We start from the raw sequence: 23,584 nt of genomic DNA, 5'->3' as shown, positions 1-23,584 counted from the left end.
TGCCCGTTCGCGGCCCCGCGAGCCAGAAGGGGGCCACGAACACGCCGCGCCCGCGCGACCGAAAACACAGAAATTACACGACGAAGAAACCGAGCGTCGGCAGGAATGAGCAGGTCCGCGGGTCGGCGTCGTCGGCCTTGGTGGTCAGTGAGCCGCCGATGACCGCGACGACGCGGCCTGAGCCGGTGTCGGCGATCGCGGACAGCGTAGCCGGGCCGCCCGGGTTGATCCTGGCCTCATCGGTCAGCGGCAGGGCGCCGCCCTGGCGGGTGTCCAGGTTCAGCCACTGCACCGTCATGGGCGGGTTCTGTACCGGCGTCGGCGACTTGGTGCCGAGTGCAGTGAACACGAATCCGGTCTGACCGGCCGCCGGTCCCGGTGGCGGCAGGGTGGCGGGGCCGGGCACGGCCAGCGCGGTGCCGACCGAGTCGGCACTCGGACCGATGCAGCCCTTGCCGATGGTGGGGTACAGGAACTGCGCGATCGTCGGGCCGTCCTGTGGTACCTCGGGGCCGCCGCCGCCGCTACCGTCGAGGAAGGTGATGATCCGCTCGAGCGTCGACTTGATCTGCGGCGGCAGATTCAGCGTGGCGAGCAGCCTGCGCGCCTGGTCGAGAATCGCCGACTGCGGGCCGGCGATATCGGCGGGACCGGCGATGGACCCCACGATGGCGGGGGCGAGTGCGGCCAGCACATCCACCGGAACGCCCTCGGGGACCATCGGAACGCTGTTCGTAGTCGCCGCGGATGCGGGCGCGGGGGCCGCGACTGCTGTCGTCGGCGCGGCGAGCGTGGCACTCGCCGCGATGGCGAGTGCGGACAATGCGATCCGCGATCCTCGGGTGCGAAGCACTGGTCTAGCCGTCCTTACCTCGGGTACATCTGGGTCCGATTGCTAAAAGCCATCGTTTCGGGGTCACTCTAGGGACATCACGGCTGTGTGTACAGCTGGGCGCCGGAAAGGTGCTGTGGACGATCAGTGTTAGCAGAACGTAGCGCGCCGAGGTGTTGCTGGTGTGAAAGTTGATGCAAATGTTATCAATGGCTCGCGGGTGGAATGGACGATGTGCGCTGCGGTTAATCTAATCCTGCCGTCCGCCCTGTCGCCGGACCCCCGGAACTCCGGGCGTGCCGAACCGACGTACCGCACCCTAGCCGAAAGCCAGCGCTTTGAATCGTCACCTTCGATGGGCTGTGTCGGTGCTCGGACTTTCCGTGCTGGCGCGGTTGCTCTGGATGTTGCTGTCCGAGAATGGAATGAACCTCGTCGACCTGCACGTCTACGTCGGTGGGTCGGCCGCGCTGCTGACCGATCACCTCTACGACTTCACCTATGCGGAGAAGACCCCGGACTTCCCGCTGCCGTTCACCTACCCGCCGTTCGCGGCGCTGGTGTTCTTTCCGCTGCACTATCTGCCGTTCACCGTGGTAGCGGTGGCGTGGCTGCTGGCCATCGCCGCAGCGCTGTATGCGGTGGTGCGCATCAGTTTCGAGCTGATGCTGGGCACGGAGGCGTTGCGCGCGCCGCGGTGGCAGGCCGCGACGGTCGCCTGGACCGCGGTGGGGATGTGGCTGGAACCGGTGCGGACCACGATCGACTACGGCCAGGTCAACGTGTTCCTGGCACTCGGAGGAATGCTCGCGGTGCGCAGTTCGCGATGGTGGGTCTCCGGCGGTCTGGTCGGCATCGTCGCCGGGATCAAGCTGACACCCGCGATCACCGGGCTGTATTTCGTCGCGCGGCGGCGCTGGACGACCGTCCTCGCGTCGGCGCTCGTTTTCGGTGCGACAGTGGGACTGAGCTTCTTGATCGCGCCCAACGAAGCGCGGCAGTACTTCGGCACGCTACTCGGGGACGCCGACCGGATCGGGCCGGTGGGTTCGGTGTGGAACCAGTCACTGCGCGGCGCACTGAGCCGGATCCTCGGTGCCGACGTCGAATCCGGACCGTGGTGGATCGCGGCGGTGGTGGTTGTCGCGGTCCTGGCTTTTCTGGCGTGGCGTGCGCTCGGAACCGACGACCGGCTCGGCACGCTGATCGTGGTGCAGCTGTTCGGGCTGATGGTCTCGCCCATCTCGTGGTCGCACCACTGGGTGTGGCTGCTGCCGATGGTGCTGTGGTTGGTCTACGGGCCGCTGCGTACCGCGCCCGGCGCGCGGATCATGGCTGGGTACTGGTTGGTGACCATGCTCGTCGGCGTGCCGTGGGTGCTGTCGTTCTTCCAGGATTCGATCTGGACGATCTCCCGGCCTGGCGCGCTCGCCTGGCTGGGCGCCGTCGACGTGCTCGGTGTCGTGGTGTTCTATCTGTGGGTGATTCGGTCGGGGCGCCAGCGTGTGCGGTCAGGCCCGGAGGAGCGGGCGCGCGTGACTGCGGAGGGCGCCACACGCGGCGTACAGGCATAGCCGAATGCGGTCAGCCGACATGAGCTTCAGAGGCCGCGAACACGCCGCGCCGTAGGCGCGGCCGAACAACACAGCTCAGCCGGATCGCGCCGCAAGGCGATCTATCTCGCGAGCCAGCGCGATGTCCAGGGCGGTGAGCCCGCCGGCCGAGTGGGTGGACAGCGTGAAGGTGACCTTGCGCCAACGGATATCGATGTCCGGGTGATGGTTCGCCTCCTCGGCGACCTCGGCGACCTGCCGCACCAGTTCGATGCCCGCCGGAAAAGTGGGCGCCTCGACGGTGCGGGTCAGGCTGTCTCCCGATCGAGCCCAGCCCGTCAGCTCGGTGAGCGCGTCGGCGATTTCGATGTCGGAGAGCAGTGTCTGCTGCGCCATATCTCCTTACTACCCGCTTCCGGCCGCATCGGAAAGGGCGGCGGGATGCGGTCAGGCGGCACGGGCCTGCTTGAGTGCCTTCTTCAGGTCTTTACCGCGGATACCAGCGGCTTCACACTTCTTCATACGCATGATGACGACCGGGCACTTCAAGCAGCGCGTCTTCTTGCGACAGCACTTCTTCTTCGGTTTCAGACTCGAAACCTTCTTGGCTTTGACCTTGCCCACGGCGGTTAGCTTACCCTAAGTACAAAGCCTGAAACGTTGCGGCAACCGGGCTGCCGGTAGGGTGGAGCTGGCCGCAATGCCCGGTGAGTCTCGATTCTCCACCTGTTTGCAGGGGTCGGCCGGCACCAACACCTAACAGCAGGAGGATTCAGCGTGTCGTCTGCGCGCGATTTTCGCAACGTCGCCATCGTGGCCCACGTCGACCACGGCAAGACGACCCTGGTCGACGCCATGTTGCGCCAGTCGGGCGCCTTCGCCGAGCGGGCCGAGCCCGTCGATCGTGTGATGGACTCCGGCGACCTGGAACGCGAGAAGGGCATCACCATTCTCGCCAAGAACACGGCGGTACACCGTCACCACCCGGACGGCTCGGTCACCGTGATCAACGTGATCGACACCCCGGGCCACGCCGACTTCGGTGGTGAGGTGGAGCGCGGCCTGTCCATGGTCGACGGCGTCGTGCTCCTCGTCGACGCGTCCGAAGGGCCGCTGCCGCAGACCCGGTTCGTCTTGCGTAAGGCACTGGCCGCGTCGTTGCCGGTGATCCTGGTCGTGAACAAGACCGACCGTCCCGATGCCCGCATCGAGGAGGTCGTCGAAGAAAGCCATGACCTGCTCCTCGACTTGGCCTCCGATCTGGACGACGCCGCCGCCGAGGCCGCCGAGCTCGCGCTCGACCTGCCGGTGCTATACGCGTCCGGCCGCGAGGGCAAGGCGTCCAAGGAGCGCCCCGAGAACGGCAACGCGCCGGACGCGGAGAACCTCGACGCGCTGTTCGAGGTGCTGCTGGAGAACATTCCGGCGCCGAAGGGCGATCCGGCCGCGCCGCTGCAGGCGCACGTCACCAACCTGGACGCCTCTGCGTTCCTCGGCCGCCTCGCGCTGGTCCGCATTCACAACGGCGAGCTGCGCAAAGGCCAGAATGTCGCCTGGATGCACGCAGACGGCGTCAAGCAGGTGAAGATCACCGAGCTGCTGCAGACCATCGGCGTGGAGCGCCAGCCGGGCGAGATCGCCGTGGCGGGCGACATCGTCGCCATCGCGGGCATCCCCGACATCATGATCGGTGACACTCTCGCGGACATCGACGAGCCCGTCGCACTGCCGCGCATCACGGTCGACGAGCCCGCCATCTCGGTCACCATCGGCACCAACACCTCGCCGTTGGTCGGCAGGGTGCAGGGCCACAAGCTGACCGCACGCATGGTGAAGGCGCGGCTGGACCAGGAACTGGTCGGCAACGTGTCGCTGCGCGTGCTCGACATCGGGCGACCGGATGCCTGGGAGGTGCAGGGCCGTGGTGAGCTGGCGCTGGCCATCCTGGTCGAGACCATGCGCCGCGAGGGCTTCGAGCTGACTGTCGGCAAGCCGCAGGTGGTCACCAAGCAGGTCGACGGCAAGGTGCACGAGCCGTATGAAGAGCTGACCATCGACTGCCCCGACGAGTACCTCGGCGCCGTCACCCAACTGCTCGCCGCGCGCAAGGGCAAGATGGTGCAGATGAGCAACCACGCCGCGGGCTGGGTGCGGATGGAGTTCATCGTCCCCTCGCGCGGTCTGATCGGCTTTCGCACCGACTTCCTCACCGAGACCCGAGGCACGGGCATCGCCAACGCGGTCTCGCACGGCTACGCGCCGTGGGCCGGTGAGATCCGGGCCAGGCACACCGGCTCGCTGGTTTCCGACCGCGCGGGCTCGGTGACCCCGTTCGCGATGATCCAGCTGTCCGACCGCGGCCAGTTCTTCGTCGAGCCGGGCGCGGACACCTACGAGGGCATGGTCGTCGGGATCAACCCGCGTGCCGAGGATCTCGACATCAACGTCACCCGCGAGAAGAAGCTGACCAACATGCGAAGCTCCACTGCCGACGTGATGGAGACCCTGGCCAAGCCGCTGCAGCTGGATCTGGAGGGCGCGATGGAGTTCTGCGCCGCCGACGAATGTGTGGAGGTCACCCCGGAGGTGATCCGGGTGCGCAAGGTGATCCTCGGTCAGAACGAGCGTGCGCGGGAAACGTCTCGGCGCAAGGCGAGAGATCGCGCGGCGCTGTAATTGTTTGTCGCATAAGGGAATCCGGCGTCACTGTGCGGCGCCGGATTTTTTCTGCCCGGATCACGGATGGTGGCCGGGCGGGGATCACGAGGATCGAAGGTTGGTGGGGCCTGGTCTCGGGGGTCTCGAATCGATCGTATGGGTTCGCGGGTCGAAATTCGTTGCGGTCCGAGAATTCCTCTCGTACGTTGTCGAAAGGTGCTGGACAGGGCGATCCGGTATAAGAGATCGGAACATCAGTGATGGATAGTCCGGTCATGGCATACGAATACGGACGCGTTCGGTTGGTGAGGCAATTCATGAGTGGGTCTGGATGCTCCGGAGCGCGGGCATGATTCTGAAATATGCTGCGCGATAGCTTTAAGTGGACGTAGTCGGGCTCTGTGTGCGCGGCCAAAATTTGCTTTCACTAAGAGTTGTCGGACGTTCTCATCCGTGAGCGTCGTTGGGAAATCGAGTTCCTGATAGCGACGACAGTGTGTGCGCTGTCTTCGGGATGAAGGATCATCGTTTGTATTGTGCGATCCCTGTGGTGTGGTGCCATGCTCCGGCCAGGAAATACTGTGCTCATGCAGGGGATTCGATGGCGACAACGGCCGCGGTGATGATCACGGAGGGGGTTCGACCTGCGCGAGTGTGCACGGGCCGGCAAATCAGGACGTTCTCCGTCCGAGTCTGAATGCCATCGTGCGGCGATGTCAGGGCGTGCGCCGTTCCATCATTGCTCCGTTGCCCCTGCGATCGGTGGGGCGTCGATATCGCATAAGGAACTGGATCTGTGAGCCGAAAGTTTGCTCGAGTATTAAATGTGCAATAGTTTCCGGGAGGGAACGGCCTCTTCGGTGCGTTCGCTGTGCCACAGGACATATATGGGATCGGTATCGCGGTTGATCGGCTGCGATGCCGTGATTCTGCGCGCGGACTCGAACGTGCGGTAGAGTTCCCGAGCGTGAAAGTGGGCGCAGGAAAACGCACAGCGTGGCGCACGTTGTTGCCGACCGTGGCAGTGCTGATGCTGATCAGCAGCTGCGCGGCGAACCCGCCGCCGCCCATCGAGAGCACCGACAGCCCGAAGACCACGCCGGTGAAACCCGCGGAGACGACGGTGGTCGTCGCGCTGGACACCATTGGAACGGCCTTCAATCCGCATCTGCGGTCCGACCAGTCGGCCGCCACCTCCGCGATCGCCTCGCTGGTGCTGCCGAGTCCGTTCCGGCCGGTCCCGAGCCCGACCACGCCGGGGACGACGGCGTGGGTGCCGGACTCGTCTTTGCTGGTTTCCGCCGATGTCACCGCGCAGGAACCTTTCACGATCACCTATCGGCTGCGCAACGAAGCGTCCTGGTCCGACGGGGCGCCGATCGCGGCCGAGGACTTCCGATATCTGTGGCAGGAGATGATCTCGGAACCGGGGGTCGTCGATCCGGCGGCCTATCGGCTCATCTCGGATGTGAACTCGTCGGCTGGTGGCAAGACGGTGACCGTCGTGATGTCGCAGCCCTATCCCGGCTGGCGGGAGCTGTTCACGGATCTGCTGCCCTCGCATCTGTTGAAGGACGCTCCGGGCGGGTTCGCCCGTGGGATGAACGGCCAGGTGAGCGGCGTTCGAGTATCCGGAGGACCGTTCGGGATCCGATCGGCCGACCCAGGACGGGACGAGATGTTGCTGGAACGCAACGACCGCTTCTGGGGTACCCCGGCCATGCCCGGCCAGATTCTGCTGCGCCGCGGCGGCACGACCGCTCAGCTGGCGGGCTCGCTCCGCACCGGCGATGTCCAGATGGCGCTGGTCCACGGCGGCGTGGCGACCCAAGCTCAACTCGGTGCGATTCCCTCGGTGCGGACCGCCATCATGCCGCAGTCGCGGGTGCTGCAACTGGTGCTCAACGGGCGCAGAGGCGAACTCGGTGATCCGCGGGTCCGGTCCGGGGTGCTCGCGTTGCTGGACCCAGCGTTGCTGGCGGCGGTCGGTGCGCAGACCGGTAACTGGGTGGAACCGGCGCGCGCCCAGGTGCTCGCACCGTCCGACCCCGGCTATGTCCCGACCACTCCGCCGAGGCCGTCCGCGGACGAGGCTTTCGCTTTGCTCGCCGCCGCGGGTTTCGGTCGCGCGCCGGAGCCGCCGCCGGTGACGTCGCCGACCTCGCCCGCGCCGCAGCCGAGAACGATCGGCAAGGACGGTAAGCCGCTCGCCGTGCGGATCGGCGCGGCCGACAAGGACGCCACCGCGCTCGCCGTGGCCAACACCGCCGCCGACCAATTGCGTAGCGCCGGAATCGACGCGACGGTGCGCAGCGTCGCCGCCGACGAGCTGTACGGCAAGGAATTGATCGACGGCACGGTCGACGCGATCGTCGGCTGGGAGGTGGCCGGTTCCGATCCGGCGACCGTCCTGGCGTCCCGCTACGGCTGTCCACCGCCCGCGCTGCCGGAACTCACCGGAATCGCGCAGGCCATCGCCGAGGCCGCCGCGCGCGCGCCCAGCAACCTCTCCGGTGTATGCGATCCGACCCTGCAGCCCGCGTTCGACGAAGCGCTGCGCGGTGTCGAGGTGGGCCGGGTGCTCGCCGATGCCGAGCCCAAGCTGTGGGCCATGGCCACGGTGCTGCCGATCGTGCAGGACAACGCCGTCGCGGTGTCCGGGCCACGGGTGGACGGCGCCTCGCTCAGCGGCGCCATCCAGGTCGGCATCTTCGGCGACGCCTCCATGTGGCGCAGAATTCCGTGACCGCCGCGGCGACGGGCGGACTGCTGCTGGTGCATGCCCACCCCGACGACGAATCCATCACCACCGGAGGCACGATCGCGCACTATCGCCGACTTGGTGTGCCGGTCACCGTGGTGACCTGCACCCTCGGTGAAGAGGGCGAGGTGATCGGCGAAGAGTGGGCGCAACTGGTCGCCGATCACGCCGACCAGCTCGGCGGATATCGGATCCAGGAGCTGACCCATGCGCTGTCCGCCCTGGACGCGGCGCCTCCACTGTTCCTCGGCGGGGCAGGGCGCTGGCGCGATTCCGGCATGGCGGGCACCCCCGCGGCGAATAGACCGAGGGCGTTCGTGCGGTCCGGCGACGAGGCGGTGTCGGCCCTCACGGAGCTGGTGCTGGAAGTGCGGCCGCGTGTGGTGGTCGGTTACGACCCGAACGGCGGCTATGGCCACCCCGACCACATACGGGCCCATGAGATCACCACGGCCGCCGTGCACGCCGCTGCGGTCGCGGGCTGGAACACCCCGAAGTTCTACTGGACCGTCACCGACGCCGACATGCTGCGCGTGCACACCGCCGCCCTGGCCAAGCGCACCGTCGACGGGTTGCCCGGCGGGCTGCCGCCGGGCTGGCGGCTGCCCGCGGACGGGGAACTTGCGAGCGTGCCGAGCCACACCGTGACCACGACGATCGACGTCTCCGACGCGCTCGCGGCCAAGCGCGCCGCGTTGCGGGCGCACGCCACCCAGGTCACCGTCGCGCCGTCCGGGCGCGAGTTCGCACTGTCCAACAATGTCGCTCAGCCGGTACTGCCGGAAGAGCACTTCATCCTCGTGCACGGCCGGCGTGGTCCGGTCGGGCCCGACGGCCGTGAGCACGATCTGTTCGCGGGTTTGGACTGACCGAATCACGCCCGAGTGAGTGGCGCGCGTTTCACCTTGTCCGGACAATTCGCGCAATGAACCCCCGCTTTCCGAAGTACCGTCGACCTGCGCGGATTCACACGCTCCGGGTTGCTGTCGCGACGGATCCACGCGACGGGTACCGTTCCCGTGATCTCGCGATATCGATGTGGAAGGTTCAACTTCATGACAGCGGTCGGCGATAAGGCTCACCTCAGCATCGAGGACCACGGATACCACAAGAGTCTCAAGCCGCGGCAGCTACAGATGATCGCGATCGGCGGCGCCATCGGCACCGGCTTGTTCCTCGGCGCGGGTGGACGGCTCGCCAATGCCGGACCAGGACTGTTCCTGGTCTACGCAGTGTGCGGATTATTCGCCTTCCTCATTCTGCGGGCGCTCGGTGAGCTGGTGCTGCACCGGCCTTCGTCCGGTTCGTTCGTCTCCTACGCACGCGAATTCTTCGGCGAGAAGGCCGCCTTCGTGGCCGGCTGGATGTACTTCTTGAATTGGTCGATGACCGGTATCGCCGACACCACCGCGATCGCGCAGTACTTTCACTACTGGTCCGGGTTCGGCCATGTTCCGCAGTGGGTGCTCGCGCTGATCGCGTTGGTCCTCGTGCTCGGCGTCAACCTGATCTCGGTGAAGTGGTTCGGCGAGATGGAGTTCTGGGCCGCGCTGGTGAAGGTATTCGCGCTCAGCGCGTTCCTGATCGTCGGCACGGTCTTCCTGCTCGGCCGGTTCACCGTGCAGGGCGACTCGACCGGCCCCAGTGTGATCACCGACCACGGCGGCCTGCTACCGACCGGCATCATGCCGCTGGTTGTGGTGGTCTCCGGTGTCGTGTTCGCCTATGCCGCCGTCGAACTGGTCGGGACCGCGGCGGGTGAGACGGAGAATCCGGCCAAGATCATGCCTCGTGCCATCAACTCGGTGATCGCCCGGATCGCGGTCTTCTACGTCGGCTCGCTGGTGCTGCTCGCGCTGCTGTTGCCGTACACGAAGTACACCGCCAAGGAGAGCCCGTTCGTCACCTTCTTCACCATGCTCGGCGTGCCTGGTATCGGCAGCGTGATGAATCTCGTCGTCCTGACCGCCGCGTTCTCCAGTCTGAACGCCGGCCTGTACTCGACCGGACGCATCCTGCGCTCGATGTCGATGAACGGCAGCGCGCCGAAGTTCACCGGCGTGATGGGCCGTAACGGAGTTCCCTATGGCGGCATCCTGCTCACCAGTCTGATCGCGTTGGTCGGCATCGCACTCAACGGCGTCGTCCCGGACAGTGCTTTCGAGATTGTGCTCAACATGGCCTCGCTGGGCATCGTCGCGTCCTGGGCCACCATCGTGCTGTGCCAGCTGCAGCTCTGGCGCTGGTCGACGCAGGGACGCATCGAGCGGCCCGCGTTCCGGATGTTCGGCGCGCCCTACACCGGCCTGCTCACCCTGCTGTTCTTGTTCCTCGTCGTCGTGCTCACCGGATTGGACTATCCGGTGGGGACCTGGACAGTCGCGAGCCTCGCGCTGATCATCCCGGCGCTGATCGTCGGCTGGTTCGCTACCCGAAAACGGGTGCTGGCAATTGCCGAGCAGCGCACGGGCTACACCGGCGAGTTCCCGGTCGTCGCGAACATCCCGGTGGACGGAGAGAACTGATCGTGCGCGTGGAAACGCCGGAATAGACTCGGGCCTATGTACAACTGGCAGCTCCAGGACGCGATCGTGGCGTTCGTCGACAGCATGAAGCCGCACTGGCCGGCGCAGCACGACCTGTACATGACAGTGCTGTACGGCTTCGTCGACATGCAAAGCCACCTGCTGACCCTCCTCGGCTATCCGCCGGTACCGTGACAACGAAGGTCGACGATTACGCGGGCGATAGCGCCGCCGTGGAATCCGGTGCGGGTCGCATCCTGGACGCGCTGGCACCGGTGGTCCTCGTTCTCCTGGTCCTGAACGGCCTGATCACCCTGTTTCTCGAGGTCTTGTACCTGCCGACGTATCTCGGAGCGATCGCCTTTCCGCTCTCCGGCGTCCTAGCCGGGGGGGTTAACCTCCTGCTCGTCCTGGGGGCACGTTCGGTTTCCCCTCGCACCGCGGCCATGTTCCTTCCGCTGCTCGCATGGACGCTCGGCTTCCTGATCTGCGCGAGCACCGGCCCGGGTGGCGACATCATGCTCGGCAGTGATTGGCGCACCGTGCTTCTGCTGTTCTGCGGGCTGGTGCCGCCCCTGGCGTACATCTACTTCCGAATGAACTCCGGTTTGTTCCGTAGGAGCTGAGCAGCGGGTTCCTGGAATTCAACCGAACTCCACCCCGGGGTGGCCACGCCGGACCGTCCCGGTGGGTCAGCGCGCGCCGAGCTGTCCCGGCGTGACGGCTTCGATGAGTTCCCACGCCGCGTCGAATGGAATATCGACCACCGAATAGCGCTTCTTGCCCGCGGCGGTCGCCGCGACCACCGTGGCGAGTCCGGCACGCCGCTGGAAGAAGGTCTGCCGTACGGTCCAGCCGATCACACCGGGCGCCTCCAAACAGTCCCGCTCTCGGTCCAGCGATCCGGAGCGGGTGATCAACCAGGTGGGGGTGGTCGCAGTGGCGGGCAGCACGGTGTGCCCGAGACCGCGGTAGCGGTCCTCCGCCAGCGCGATGGCGATCGGAATGGGCAGGCCGGGTACCAGCCACCACCACGGCGAATAGTCGATTCCCGCAAGTGAAGAGCCGATCAGCACCACTGCCACTACGACGAGCGGAAGGAGCGCGCGGGTATATCGGCGGCGCCGGGCCGCAGGGCCGTGCGACGTCAGCGGCGCGCTACCGGGTGCGCTGGAAGATTGTGCGTCGCGGATGGTGACAGGGCGTTGTGCGGGGGTGCTCAGTGCCGCCTCGGAGAGCGCTTCCGCGCCGGTTGCCGGGTTGCTCGGTACCGCATCCGATTGCGCTTCTCGGCCGGTTGTCGGGCCGTTGGGTGCGTTGTCTGATCGCGTTCCTGCGGTTGCCGGGACGTTCGGCGCCGCATCCGACCGTGCCCCCGCGTCGGTGGCCGGACACGACGCGGGCGAGTCGAGCTGCCGTGTACCGCTTGCCGCTCCTTTCGATGTGGTAGAAATTCCGTTGTCCCGCAGCGCCTTCGGCGCGAGCAGGTGGCTCAGGGTGCGCTCGATGGCGCCGCGCGGGGCTTGGGGCAAGATCTTCTGACGCGGGTTCTCGCCGGTCATGATCGCCTCCAGCTGGGCGGCCGCGGCCAAGCGCAGCAGCAGCGGCTCCTTCACTGTCGCACCGCGCAGCCGGGCCAGGTCGAGCGTGATTTGCCGGGTCGTGAAAAGACCGTGGCGTAGTTGCATGGTCTTTCCGTTGTCGGTGACGCGGAGCCCGAAATAGGTGGCCAGATAGTGCGCGCAGGACGAGGCGCTGACCACGATGACGACGGTGAGCAACAGTGCGGCACCGGCAATCGCCAGCACGAGGGCGCTGCCGTTCTCCACGTTCTGCACCGCGTCCGACCGGAACACTATTTCGCCGAGTCCGTACTGGAACGCTACGCCCACGATCGGCGCGATGATCGCGAATCCGGTCAGCGACAGCGGCGCGTACCGCACCCACCCCGGCTTCCAGTGTCCGATCTCGCGCACAGGGGTCCTTGCTGTCGCGAAACCGCTGTCCGCTTTCTCCGGCAGTTCGGTTCGTTCCTCGTCCTGCGCCGCCGACCCCGCGGTGTGCGCGAGCAAGGCCGTGCGCAGCTGCGGCACCACCCGGGCGTTCAGTGCGTCGAGCTTGAACTTCTCCCCCGAATCCGCTTGCTGACCGGTCCCGATCGCCAGCACGGCCAGCCCAAGCACCCGGTGCAGCAGATCCGCCTCGATGTCCACCGACCGGATCCGCGACCTCGGCACGGACAGCTTCTTACGCTGCACCAACCCGGTCCGCAGCTCGACGTGGGTCGGTCCGACCCGATACGTCGTGGTGAACCAGCGGGTGAGCGCGAATCCCACGATCAGTGTTATCGGGATGATGCTCCACACGTGATTGCCGCTGCTGGTGCCGAGGATCACCGAGCCGATCAGCACCGGGATGAACTTCACCACCTCGGTGATCGGATGGACCAGCAGCATCCGTTTGTCCAGCCGCAGCCATGGCTGGTCGGTCCGCGCGGTTTCGGTCACGACCGTGCCTCGCTGACGCTCACTCACGTCGCATCTCCGCGGTGCTGGGCGGCGATCCGGGTCAGGCGCGTCACGGTCTCCTCGGCCACGGGGAGGTCGAGGGCGCTGATCTGCACGGCGCCGGCGGAGGAGGCGGTGGTCACGGTGACCGTAGCCAGCCCGAGCAGGCGTTCCAGCGGGCCGCGTTCGGTGTCGACGGTCTGCACCCGGGAAATCGGCGCAACCCGGTTCTCCTGGGTGAGCCAGCCGACCCGGGTGTACACCGCATCGTCGGTGACCTCCCAGCGGTGCACCGCGTACCGCCACCACGGCACCACGGCGACGTTCAGCGCGGCCGGCACAAGGGTCACCAGCAAGATCCCGAGTTGCCAACCCCGATGCCCGGAGTCGACCAAGGCCCAGATGATCTGCGCCGCGAACGGAACCGCCCAAGCCAGCGCGGCCTGCACTGTCCACAGGAGCTTCGCCTTCGGGCTGGGGCGCCAGGCCGGATCGGCCATGATTGTGCGCGGCTGCGGCATAACTGCCATGGTTGCACGACCACGCGCCGGTGGGCGCCCGCAAACATCGACAGGTCAGCGTGACGCTGTGCGTCCGCGGGAACAGCCTCTCGGCGAGGGATCGGCGCCCGCCGTCGCCGATGTCTGTTCCGCTGTACGGCAAGGGCTGGCGCGCCGTGCGTTTCGACCCGCCCGGTGCGGGTCTTCGGAATAGCCGTCGGTGCTGCACAGTTGTCAACGCTCAACGGTGCCGCGCGTCCCGCTCGGGTTCCGTTGTGAGCGGATCCGTCGACCAAGTGGATCGTCGGCTTCGCGTCACTCACAAGCACTGGAGGGAGACAGTTCCGGATGTGTAGCGCATGATCGAGGGCGTGACCGACCTACCGAACCCGAGCGTCCCGTCCGCACCGCCCAGTACGTCGGCCATGCGCCGGGCGCTGCGCCGGGCCCGCGACGGTGTCACATTGAACGTGGACGAGGCGGCGGTGCTGCTGCATGCGACCGCCGATGACCTGCTGGACCTGTGCCGCAGCGCCGCGCGGGTGCGTGATGCCGGGCTGGCGTCGGCGGGTCGTCCGAAGACGATCAGCTATTCGCGCAACGTCTTCATTCCGCTGACCCGCCTCTGCCGCGACAAATGCCACTACTGCACTTTCGTCACGGTGCCGGGCAAGCTGCGTGCCGAGGGCAAGGGCATGTTCCTCGAGCCCGAGGAGGTCCTCGATATCGCACGCCGAGGCGCGGCCCTGGGTTGCAAGGAGGCGCTGTTCACGCTCGGTGATCGGCCCGAGGATCGCTGGCCGGAAGCCGCGCAATGGCTGGATGAGCGCGGATACGACTCGACGCTGGACTACCTGCGCGCCGTGTCGATCATGGTGCTGGAGGAGACCGGCCTGCTGCCGCACCTGAACCCGGGCGTGATGTCGTGGGAGGAGATCTCGCGGCTCAAGCCGGTGGCCCAGTCGATGGGCATGATGCTGGAGACCACCGCCACCCGGCTGTTCACCGAGAAGGGCAACTGCCATTACGGCAGCCCGGACAAGGATCCCGCGGTGCGGCTGCGCGCCATCACCGATGCGGGTCGGCTTTCCGTGCCCTACACCACCGGCATCCTCGTCGGCATCGGCGAGACGATGGCGGAGCGGGCCGAGTCCATCATGGCGATCCGTAAGCAGCACAAGGCTTTCGGGCACATCCAGGAAGTCATCATCCAGAACTTCCGCGCCAAGGACGACACCGTGATGCGGGATGTGCCGGACGCGGGCATCGACGAGTTCTTGGCCACCGTCGCCGTCACTCGAATCCTGCTGGGTCCAGACGTGCCGGTGCAGGCGCCGCCGAATCTGGTGTCGCACGCCGAGTGCCGTGCGCTGATCGATGCGGGCATCGATGACTGGGGTGGCGTGTCGCCCGTGACGCCGGACCACGTGAACCCGGAGCGGCCGTGGCCGAATCTGGACACGCTGCGGGAGATCACCGAGGCAGCGGGCTATCAGCTGGTCGAGCGGACCTCCGCGCACCCGAAGTATGTGCGCGCGGGCAACCCATGGGTCGATCCACGCATCGGCGCGCACGTCGCGGCGCTGACCGATCCGACGACCGGGCTGGCGAACCCGGACGCGACGCCGGTGGGCCTGCCCTGGCAGGAGCCGGACGAGTCCTGGGAGTCCGCCGGACGCGTCGACCTGAACACCTCGATCGACACCGAGGGACGCAACACCGAAAGCCGCAGCGATTCCGCGCTCAGCGACGGGCCCGGAGGCGCCAGCCTGCGTAACCACGAAGAGACCCGTGCAGGCCGCCGAGCGGACACGGACATCGTCGGCGCTTTCGGTGACTGGGACACGATCCGCGAGCAGGTGCGTGATCTCGCGGCCGCGCCGCCGCAGCGGCTGGACGCCGACGTGCTCGCCGCGCTGCGGGCGGCAGAGCGGGATCCGGCGGGACTGACCGACGCCGAGTATTTGGCTTTGGCCACCGCCGAGGGCCGTGAACTCGACGCGGTGGCCGCGCTGGCCGATCAGCTGCGCCGCGACACCGTGGGTGACGAGGTCACCTACGTGGTGAACCGGAACATCAACTTCACCAACATCTGCTACACCGGCTGCCGGTTCTGCGCGTTCGCCCAGCGCAAGGGCGATGCGGACGCATTCACCCTCAGCGTGGACGATGTCGCGGATCGAGCATGGGAGGCGCACGTCGACGGCGCCACCGAGGTATGCATGCAGGGCGGTATCGACCCGGATCTGCCGGTCACCGGGTATGCCGATCTGGTGCGGGCGGTCAAACGGCGGGTGCCGTCGATGCATGTGCACGCGTTCAGCCCGATGGAAATCGTGAACGGCGCTTCCCGCGGCGGACAGAGCATCCGGGACTGGTTGGTCGCGCTGAAGGAGGCCGGCCTGGACACCATCCCCGGTACTGCCGCGGAGATCCTGGACGACGAGGTTCGCTGGGTACTCACGAAGGGCAAACTGCCCTCCTCAGCCTGGATCGAGGTGATCACCACCGCCCACCAGGTGGGTCTGCGTTCCAGCTCCACGATGATGTACGGCCACGTGGACAATCCGAAGCACTGGGTCGGCCACCTGCGGGTACTGCGCGGAATCCAGGACGAGACCGGCGGGTTCACCGAGTTCGTGCTGCTGCCGTTCGTGCACCAGAGTGCGCCGCTGTACCTGGCGGGCGCCGCGCGGCCGGGGCCGACGAACCGGGACAATCGGGCCGCGCACGCACTCTCGCGGATCATGCTGCATGGTCGAATCCCCAATATCCAGACCAGCTGGGTCAAACTCGGCACCACCGGCACCAGGGTCATGCTCAACAGCGGTGCCAATGATCTCGGCGGTACGTTGATGGAGGAAACCATCTCCAGGATGGCCGGCTCACAGCATGGGTCGGCCAAGACCGTCGCCGACCTGGTCGAGATCGCCTCGGGTATCGGGCGTCCGGCCCGCGAGCGGACCACCACCTACGGTGTGCCGAAGCACAAGATGTCGGCGCTACCATTGACGGTGGGATAATTCCGATGGGCCGTGCTCCGCGGTGATTGCGTTGTGCCTCGGCCACCCGGTCATCGCGCCGTTCACCCGGCCCTGGACTACGATTGCCGGCACACCGTCTGGGGGTGGCCCCATAAACGCGGGCCGCCCGTGATTCCGAGCGCAACAAATGGTTTCGTGAGCACATGGGTAACTCACCGGGTACGCCCAGAACTGAGGCGGTACCGAACGCAGGACCTGAACGAAAATCCCGTGTCATCCCACTGGTACGGCCTGAAGATCCGGAGAGGCGGGGGAGCACATGGGTAACTCACCGGGTACGCCCAGAACTCGGATGGCGCTCAACGCAAGACCTGAACGCAAATCTCGCGCTACCCAACTGGTACCGCCTGAAGACCCGGAGAGGCGGAACAGGCTGCCGCTATTAGGGCAGGCTTACCAGTAGTAGCGTGGGGTGCCGGGATAGGGTTTCGGCGGGCGGACTATCCCGCAGGGCGAGGACAGACTAGGAGAGCGGCAGTGCCGTACATCATCGCTGAACCGTGCGTTGACGTGAAGGACAAGGCATGCATCGAGGAATGCCCCGTGGATTGCATCTACGAGGGTGGTCGCATGCTGTACATCCATCCCGACGAGTGCGTGGACTGTGGTGCATGTGAGCCGGTGTGCCCGGTGGAGGCGATCTTCTACGAAGACGACACCCCGGACCAGTGGAGCGGATACGTGAACGCCAACGTCGACTTCTTCGACGAGCTGGGCTCGCCGGGTGGCGCGACGAAGGTCGGCAAGGTTGATTACGATCCACCGTTCATCAAGGAACTGCCTCCGATGGCGAGTGAATGAGATCTGACGTGTCACCGCGTGGCCGGGTCAGCAGTCTGCTGCCGGATTTTCCCTGGGACACCATCGCTTCGGTGAAGGCGAAGGCGGCGGCCCATCCCGGGGGGATCGTCGATCTGTCCGTCGGTACCCCCGTCGACCCGGTCGACCCGGTGATTCGGACGGCATTGAGTTCGGTCGCCGAGGTGCCCGGGTATCCGACCACGCACGGCACACCCGAACTCCGCACGGCCGCGGTCGACGCGCTGAAGCGGCGTTACGGGATCACCGGTCTCGACCCTGCGGCGGTGCTGCCAGTGATCGGCACCAAGGAGCTGATCGCGGGAATGCCCCGCCTGCTCGGTTTCGGCGCGGGCGACCTGGTGGTCATCCCCGAGGTCGCCTACCCCACCTATGAGGTGGGTGCGCTGCTGGCTGGCGCGCAGGTGTTGCGTGCCGACGGACTGACCCGGCTCGGACCGCAGACGCCCGCGCTGATCTTCGTAAACTCCCCGTCCAACCCGACCGGCCGCGTGCTCGGCGTCGACCACTTACGCAAAGTAGTGGCCTTCGCCCGTGAGCGCGGAGCGATCGTGGCGTCCGACGAGTGCTACCTGGGGCTGTCCTGGGCGGGCCGTGCCGTATCGCTCCTGGACCCCGAGGTGTCCGAGGGTGACCACACCAACCTGCTCGCGGTGCATTCGCTGTCCAAGACCTCCAATCTCGCCAGCTACCGCGCCGGTTTCGTGGCGGGGGATCCCGCTCTGGTCGCCGAGCTGCTCGAGGTGCGCAAACACGCGGGCATGATGGTGCCTTTCCCGATCCAGGCGGCGATGACGGCCGCGCTCAGCGACGACGCGCACGAGGCGCGGCAGCGTGAGCGGTATCGGGCACGGCGTGACGTACTGCGAAAGGCACTGGTGGAGGCGGGTTTCCGCATCGATCACTCGGAGGCGGGCCTGTATCTGTGGTCGACCCGCGGCGAACCGTGCCGGACCACATTGGATTGGCTGGCCGACCGCGGTATCCTCGCCGCGCCAGGCGACTTCTACGGCCCCAGCTCAGGTGCGCACGTGCGGATCGCGCTGACCGCGACCGACGAGCGCGTCGCCACGGCTGCCGAACGGCTCAGCGCAGGCTGAAAGGCCTGGTACGCGAACCTCCACTGACGCCACGCACGCGCTGCGTCGGGCGAGCTAGCCTGAAGTGTATGGACGCTGTCACGGTTGTCCCCACGCCCGGCAACGAGCCGGTGCACTCCTACGCGCCGAGGAGTCCTGAACGGGAGCTATTGCTTGGCAAACTTGCCGAGCTGTACGCCGAACCCGTCGACGTGCCGCTGGTGATCGGCGGCAAGCACAGGCCGGGGATCGGCGAACGGCACGACATCGTCGCGCCGCATCGCCGCAGGCACGTGCTGGGGACCTACACCGACACCACACACTCGGAAGCACATGGAGCCATCGATGCCGCGATGGCGGCCGCGCCCGGTTGGCGGGCGATGCCCTTCGAGGAACGCGCCGCGGTCCTGTTGCGCGCGGCCGACCTGCTCGCCGGGCCGTGGCGGGAGACCGTTGCCGCGGCCACCATGCTCGGCCAGTCGAAATCGGTCCAGCAGGCCGAGATCGACGCGCCCTGTGAGCTGGTCGACTTCTGGCGGTTCAATGTCGCTTTCGCGCGCGGAATCCTGGAGCAGCAGCCGCAGTCCAGCGCCGGGGTGTGGAACCGCATGGACTATCGGCCGCTCGAGGGGTTCGTCTACGCCATCACGCCGTTCAACTTCACCGCGATCGCAGGGAACCTGCCGACCGCACCCGCGCTGATGGGTAATACCGTGGTGTGGAAACCTTCGCCCACGCAGACGTTGTCGGCCTTCTACACGATGCGGTTGCTGGAGGCAGCCGGCCTGCCTCCGGGTGTAATCAACATGGTGACCGGCGACGGTGTGCAGCTGTCCGAGGTGGCGCTGGCTGATCCCCGGCTGGCAGGCATTCACTTCACCGGTTCCACGAAGACATTCCAGTACCTGTGGCAGCAGGTGGGCGCGAATATCCGCCGCTACCATGGCTATCCGCGCCTGGTCGGGGAGACCGGCGGCAAGGACTTCATCGTCGCCCACTCCTCCGCCGAGCCGGACGCGTTGCGCACCGCCCTGATTCGCGGGGCTTACGAGTACCAGGGCCAGAAATGTTCGGCGGCCTCGCGCGCCTACATCGCCCGTTCGGTGTGGCGTGAGATCGGCGACGACTTCCTGCACCAGACCGACCAGCTGAGCTACGGCGACGTCGCGGATCTGTCCAATTTCGGCGGAGCCCTGATCGATCGGCGCGCGTTCGACAAGAGTGCGGCGGCGATCCGGCGGGCGAGAGAAGCGGGCATCACCATCCCGATCGGCGGCACCTACGACGACAGCGAAGGCTGGTTCGTCCGGCCGACCGTGCTGGTGGTGGACAATCCGCACGACGAGTCGTTCGCCACCGAGTACTTCGGACCCATCCTCGCGGTGTACGTCTACGACGACGCCGAACCCGGCTCCTATAGCGCGATTCTCGCCGAGGTCGAGTCGGCGGCGCCGTACGCGCTGACCGGCGCGGTGTTCGCGCAGGACCGCTACGCGATCGAACAGGCCGACGCCGCACTGCGATTCGCGGCGGGCAATTTCTACGTCAACGACAAGCCGACCGGCGCGGTGGTGGGTCAGCAGCCGTTCGGCGGTGCGCGCGCCTCCGGCACCGACGACAAGGCAGGCTCGCCGCTGAACCTGCTGCGCTGGGTCGCGCCGCGCACGATCAAGGAAACCTTCGTTCCGCCGGTGGACTACCGCTACCCGCATATGGGGACATGATGCGCGGCGCGTCGGCGGGCGGGGAGGTGGTGCGGTGAATCCGCTGCGGCCCGTGATCCTGGCCGCGTCGTCGTCGCCGCGGATGAAACGGCTGCTCACCGGGTTTCCGGTCACCGCGGAGATCGTGCGCCGCTTCGTTGCGGGTGAGACGAGGAGCGAGCTTCTCGATGTCGCTGCCGCATTGCTGGCCGGTGGCCGGATGGTCAGCGTGGACTTTCTCGGCGAGAACACCACCGATCGGGCGCAGGCGGAGGCCACGGTCGCCGAATACCGTGCGCTGATCCGGGATCTGGCCGCGCTGGACCGGCCTGCGCTGCCCGGCATCATGGCTACACCCGTGGAGGTCTCGGTGAAGCTGTCGGCGCTCGGTCAGGCGCTCCCCGCCGACGGACCCGCCGTCGCGACCGAAAATCTGCGCGTCCTGTCTGCCGAGGCCGAGCGGGCAGGGGTGTGGGTGACCGTCGACGCGGAGGACCACTCGACCACCGACGCCACATTGGCGGCGGTGCGCGAACTGCGTGCCGAATTCCCCTGGCTCGGCGCGGTGCTCCAGTCCTATCTGCACCGCACCGAGGCAGACTGCCGCGGGTTCACGCGCGCAGGATCGCGAATCCGACTGTGCAAGGGTGCTTATCGGGAGCCGCGGGAGGTGGCGTTCCAGCGTGCGGGCGAGGTGACGGAATCCTTCCTGCGCTGTCTGGATATCCTGATGCGTGGGGAAGGCTATCCGATGGTGGCCTCGCATGATCCGATATCGATCGCCGCTACCGAGCGCATGGCTGTCGAATCTCGCCGTGGCCCAAGTCGATTCGAGTATCAGATGCTGTACGGGATACGGAACGGCGAGCAGCTGCGGCTGGCGCGCGAGGGCTGGGCGGTGCGGGTCTATGTGCCCTACGGCCGCCAGTGGTACGGCTATCTGACCCGACGGCTGGCGGAACGGCCCGCGAATCTCACATTCTTCCTGCGCGCTGTGACTCACAATTCGTGACAGCACCGGAAAGTGGGCAGGGCAGATGCCCTGCCCACCTACCCTCTGGTGCAACGTATCCGACTTTTCTACACCAGTGGTCTACCCAGGCGAAGACGCCTTCTCAGGTCGAAAAGATACGCGTTCAGGGGGAACATCCGTGCTTGTTTGGGCAAACAGGTGTGTATCGCAGCGATGGCCCGCAGCACTCGATCGAATCGGTGCTGGTCGCGTTCGGTCCAGGACATGGCCATCTCGTCACGCAAGTGTTGTGGGAGAAGGCCGGTGACGAAGAAGCGCTGCAGCCTCGCGAAGGCGAACCGGACCGGGCGCGGCACCATCTTCAGATCGATCAGATCGTCGAAGTAGTCCCGGAGCGCGGGCTCGATGCTGCGCTGTGCCAGGTTCTCGTCCCAATACCGCTGGAACTCCGCACGATTCGCGGGCCACATCTCGGGCCGCATCTGCAGCGTTGTCCCGAACCGCGCGCCGTAGCGGTAGAAGGCGTCGGCGGTGGCGGGGTCCATCGGGCCGTGCATTCGGGTGTAGAGGTCTTCGATGCCCCAGTACAGGCAGGCGGCGACCCATAGTTGCAAGTTCGGGTCGAAGGCGTTGTATTGCACCGGGCTCGCCGGAGTGGAGTGCACCGGGCGGTGCGACACGTTGACCGCGTCGCGGTAGGCGGCACGTTCCTCGTCCGAACCCATCAGCGCGACCGCGAGGTAGGTCAGCGTAGTGCGCAGCCGCTTGATCGGGTGCAGGGTGATCTTGCCGCTGTCGACGGTGCTCTCCAGGACGCCGCGTCCGACCGGCCGCAAGCTCAGCTGCATGATCACATTGGCGGTGCCGCCGAGGAAAGGGGCGATTCCGTCCACATACTCTCGAGCGGTTTCCGGGGTGAGAGTCTGGCTCGGGTCCGGCTCGTTCTCGGACGCGGGCAGCGGGGCGGTCATCGTCGACCTCGTCTTTCTGTGTCCGCCCGCTCGCCGCGGAGTGGACGGTGAGAAGATTGATACGACACTCTCTCATTGCTTCGAAGGGGTGTCAACCGCGATGATGGTATGCGATGCTGGCAATATCATCGTTTCGCCGATGCGGATAGGGTGGAGGCATGGCGAGGCTGACGAGACTGCTGCCGCTGGTGCGCGGCGCGGCTCCGGAGGACCGCAATCAGGCGCGGGTGCTGGACGCGGCGTTGCTGGCGTTTCTGGATTTCGGTATCAAGCGCACCAGCATGGTCGAGGTCGCGCGCCGCTGCGGGTTGTCGCTGGCCACGTTGTACCGGCGTTTCGCGAGCAAGTCCGATCTGATCAAGGCCGTCGGGCTGCGACAGACCCGCGAGTTCATCGGGGAGGTCGATGCCGCGCTGCAACGGCAGCTCGATCGGGACGCCGGCGCGGAGGATCAAATCGTCGAGCTGTTCGCCGCGTTCATCACCGGTCTGCGCGGCAACCAGCTGATCCACCGGCTACTGGCGACCGAGCCGGAACTCGTGTTGCCCTACTTGACCACCGAGGGCGCCCCGGTCATCGAACTCGGCCGGGACTATCTCGCCGAGTTCATCACGCGGCTGCAGCAGGAAGGCAAACTGCCGGAATACGATCCGGAGCCCTTGGCGGAAATGATCGCCCGAACGGCGCTTTCGCTGGCGTTGACGCCGCAGACGGTGATCCCACTCGGTGACGACGCGGCCATCCGGCAGTTCGCTCGGGACCATGTGGTGGTGTCATTCCGGGTGCGGTAGCGGTCCCGAGGGGCGGACTGCCGCGTGAACCGCTCAGCGGAAGGACATCAGGCCAGCGGCGATCGCCGGAAGTGCGGCGAGGACGTCAGCGGTCTGCTCGGCAGCGGTGCCGCGAGTGTGCGCGGTGACCGCGAAACCTGGACCGTAGGACGCCGAAGCGACCTCGGACGCACCGAAATCGGACCAGCCCCATTTCGTCCCGAGCACCAAAGGCAATTGCGAGGTGCCCCAATCCTGTCCGGTGCCGCGGGCGGTCGATCCCGCGGAGGCCATCCACTCGAAGATCGGCGACCCTGGATCGGTGCGCAGTTTGCTCGCGAGAAAATCGGACACGTCCGCTGCGCTTGTCGTCCCGGCGCCCCAGTCGGCGCCGGGACGGGTCTCGGTGAGGCCGTATTCGTTCGCGACGGTGCCGACGGCCTCCGGATACTTGGCCGCCATCAGGCTCGCCGCGCCATCGTCGGAATAACGGATCATCCGTTCGGCGAGATCGCGGTCGCTCGCCGAGCCGTCGCCGTGCCGCAACGCGTAGTCGGCCAGATAGAGCTTGATCAGTGACAGAGCCGAGCGCTGCTCGTGTTCGTTCGCGCTGCCCCATCCGATTCCGACGACGGTGCGCACGGAGATTGCCGTGCGGGGCGGTGCGGCGGCTTCGCTGGGCTCCGCGTTCGCGACCGGCGCGACCAATGCGAGGCAAGTGCCTACCGCCAAGAGCGTGATCGCCGTCATTCGATAGCCCATAGTTCTCTCCTGGCTCTTTTTGGTGCGGCGTCAGTTGATGTTCTTCGAGATAACACTGGTGCAGGCATCATAATGCGATACGACACGCGGATGCTGAGAGATTGCTGACTAGGTGTCGTGCGAGGTG

Annotated in this window: 20 protein-coding genes; 13 read left to right on the top strand and 7 right to left on the bottom strand. The window is 66.7% G+C overall.

What is annotated here, in order from left to right:
• Positions 1 to 73: 73 nt before the first annotated feature.
• Positions 74 to 853 (bottom strand): hypothetical protein, encoded by a 780-nt coding sequence (locus tag AB0H00_RS13085; RefSeq protein ID WP_357265231.1) that lies wholly within the window; start codon positions 851 to 853, stop codon positions 74 to 76.
• A gap of 317 nt (positions 854 to 1,170) precedes the next feature.
• Here AB0H00_RS13085 and AB0H00_RS13080 point away from each other — a divergent pair, with 317 nt between their 5' ends.
• Positions 1,171 to 2,406, top strand: a complete 1,236-nt coding sequence (locus AB0H00_RS13080; RefSeq protein ID WP_357265229.1) for a mannosyltransferase — start codon at positions 1,171 to 1,173, stop codon at positions 2,404 to 2,406.
• Between the two features lie 75 nt (positions 2,407 to 2,481).
• On the opposite strand, the gene AB0H00_RS13075 is transcribed toward AB0H00_RS13080, so the two are convergent.
• Together AB0H00_RS13075 and AB0H00_RS13070 are read right to left on the bottom strand one after the other, a co-directional pair.
• On the bottom strand, positions 2,482 to 2,781 hold the full coding sequence (locus tag AB0H00_RS13075) for a 4a-hydroxytetrahydrobiopterin dehydratase (RefSeq protein WP_357265227.1): 300 nt from the start codon (positions 2,779 to 2,781) through the stop codon (positions 2,482 to 2,484).
• Positions 2,782 to 2,832: 51 nt separating this feature from the next.
• Complete coding sequence (locus AB0H00_RS13070; protein WP_357265225.1) at positions 2,833 to 3,009, bottom strand: hypothetical protein; 177 nt, start codon at positions 3,007 to 3,009, stop codon at positions 2,833 to 2,835.
• Between the two features lie 153 nt (positions 3,010 to 3,162).
• On the opposite strand from AB0H00_RS13070, the gene typA reads away from it, so the two are divergent.
• From typA to AB0H00_RS13040, 6 genes are all read left to right on the top strand, one after another.
• Positions 3,163 to 5,061 carry a translational GTPase TypA gene (gene typA / locus AB0H00_RS13065; protein WP_357265223.1) on the top strand — a complete coding sequence of 633 codons (1,899 nt, stop codon included), beginning with the start codon at positions 3,163 to 3,165 and terminating at the stop codon, positions 5,059 to 5,061.
• A 1,012-nt stretch (positions 5,062 to 6,073) separates the two neighbouring features.
• Complete coding sequence (locus tag AB0H00_RS13060; protein ID WP_357265547.1) at positions 6,074 to 7,789, top strand: ABC transporter family substrate-binding protein; 1,716 nt, start codon at positions 6,074 to 6,076, stop codon at positions 7,787 to 7,789.
• Positions 7,786 to 8,673: an N-acetyl-1-D-myo-inositol-2-amino-2-deoxy-alpha-D-glucopyranoside deacetylase gene (gene mshB / locus AB0H00_RS13055; RefSeq protein ID WP_357265545.1), complete on the top strand. Its 888-nt coding sequence runs from the start codon at positions 7,786 to 7,788 to the stop codon at positions 8,671 to 8,673. The genes AB0H00_RS13060 and mshB overlap by 4 nt, the downstream gene beginning before the upstream one ends.
• Positions 8,674 to 8,859: 186 nt before the next feature.
• Positions 8,860 to 10,329, top strand: coding sequence for an amino acid permease (locus AB0H00_RS13050; protein WP_357265221.1), 1,470 nt, complete (start codon positions 8,860 to 8,862; stop codon positions 10,327 to 10,329).
• 36 nt (positions 10,330 to 10,365) lie between these two features.
• A complete protein-coding gene (locus AB0H00_RS13045) occupies positions 10,366 to 10,524 on the top strand; it encodes a hypothetical protein (RefSeq protein ID WP_327109995.1) in 159 nt (52 codons plus the stop codon).
• The gene (locus AB0H00_RS13040) at positions 10,521 to 10,955 is read left to right on the top strand and encodes a hypothetical protein (protein WP_357265219.1); all 435 of its coding nucleotides are present in this window, start codon (positions 10,521 to 10,523) and stop codon (positions 10,953 to 10,955) included. Before AB0H00_RS13045 ends, AB0H00_RS13040 begins: the two co-directional genes overlap by 4 nt.
• Before the next feature lie 66 nt (positions 10,956 to 11,021).
• Here the strand turns inward: AB0H00_RS13040 and AB0H00_RS13035 are convergent, their stop codons facing one another.
• Positions 11,022 to 12,785 carry a PH domain-containing protein gene (locus AB0H00_RS13035; RefSeq protein WP_357265543.1) on the bottom strand — a complete coding sequence of 588 codons (1,764 nt, stop codon included), beginning with the start codon at positions 12,783 to 12,785 and terminating at the stop codon, positions 11,022 to 11,024.
• A 74-nt stretch (positions 12,786 to 12,859) separates the two neighbouring features.
• Positions 12,860 to 13,357, bottom strand: a complete 498-nt coding sequence (locus tag AB0H00_RS13030) for a PH domain-containing protein (RefSeq protein WP_357265217.1) — start codon at positions 13,355 to 13,357, stop codon at positions 12,860 to 12,862.
• A 338-nt stretch (positions 13,358 to 13,695) separates the two neighbouring features.
• Here AB0H00_RS13030 and cofH point away from each other — a divergent pair, with 338 nt between their 5' ends.
• The 5 genes from cofH (at position 13,696) to AB0H00_RS13005 (ending at position 20,993) form a co-directional block, all read left to right on the top strand.
• Positions 13,696 to 16,359 (top strand): 5-amino-6-(D-ribitylamino)uracil--L-tyrosine 4-hydroxyphenyl transferase CofH, encoded by a 2,664-nt coding sequence (gene cofH, locus AB0H00_RS13025; protein WP_357265215.1) that lies wholly within the window; start codon positions 13,696 to 13,698, stop codon positions 16,357 to 16,359.
• 498 nt (positions 16,360 to 16,857) lie between these two features.
• A complete protein-coding gene (gene fdxA / locus AB0H00_RS13020; RefSeq protein WP_014987978.1) occupies positions 16,858 to 17,181 on the top strand; it encodes a ferredoxin in 324 nt (107 codons plus the stop codon).
• Positions 17,178 to 18,299 (top strand): succinyldiaminopimelate transaminase, encoded by a 1,122-nt coding sequence (gene dapC / locus AB0H00_RS13015; RefSeq protein ID WP_357265213.1) that lies wholly within the window; start codon positions 17,178 to 17,180, stop codon positions 18,297 to 18,299. Before fdxA ends, dapC begins: the two co-directional genes overlap by 4 nt.
• Before the next feature lie 68 nt (positions 18,300 to 18,367).
• Positions 18,368 to 20,002, top strand: coding sequence for an L-glutamate gamma-semialdehyde dehydrogenase (gene pruA / locus AB0H00_RS13010; RefSeq protein ID WP_357265211.1), 1,635 nt, complete (start codon positions 18,368 to 18,370; stop codon positions 20,000 to 20,002).
• Positions 20,003 to 20,084: 82 nt separating this feature from the next.
• Positions 20,085 to 20,993: a proline dehydrogenase family protein gene (locus AB0H00_RS13005; protein WP_357265541.1), complete on the top strand. Its 909-nt coding sequence runs from the start codon at positions 20,085 to 20,087 to the stop codon at positions 20,991 to 20,993.
• 68 nt (positions 20,994 to 21,061) lie between these two features.
• Here AB0H00_RS13005 and AB0H00_RS13000 read toward each other — a convergent pair whose 3' ends face one another.
• Positions 21,062 to 21,925, bottom strand: coding sequence for an oxygenase MpaB family protein (locus AB0H00_RS13000; RefSeq protein WP_357265209.1), 864 nt, complete (start codon positions 21,923 to 21,925; stop codon positions 21,062 to 21,064).
• 158 nt (positions 21,926 to 22,083) lie between these two features.
• Between AB0H00_RS13000 and AB0H00_RS12995 the strand changes: the two genes are divergently transcribed.
• Positions 22,084 to 22,716, top strand: coding sequence for a TetR/AcrR family transcriptional regulator (locus AB0H00_RS12995; protein ID WP_357265207.1), 633 nt, complete (start codon positions 22,084 to 22,086; stop codon positions 22,714 to 22,716).
• Between the two features lie 33 nt (positions 22,717 to 22,749).
• On the opposite strand, the gene AB0H00_RS12990 is transcribed toward AB0H00_RS12995, so the two are convergent.
• Entirely contained in the window at positions 22,750 to 23,457 is a 708-nt protein-coding gene (locus AB0H00_RS12990; RefSeq protein ID WP_357265205.1) for a hypothetical protein, read from the bottom strand.
• Positions 23,458 to 23,584 lie beyond the last annotated feature (127 nt).

The sequence above is a fragment of the Nocardia sp. NPDC023852 genome, assembly GCF_040639505.1.
In the GTDB taxonomy this organism is placed as follows: Bacteria; Actinomycetota; Actinomycetes; order Mycobacteriales; family Mycobacteriaceae; genus Nocardia.
The sequence above is the reverse complement of the archived record's forward strand: the minus strand, read 5'-3'. Positions and strand labels throughout refer to the sequence as shown.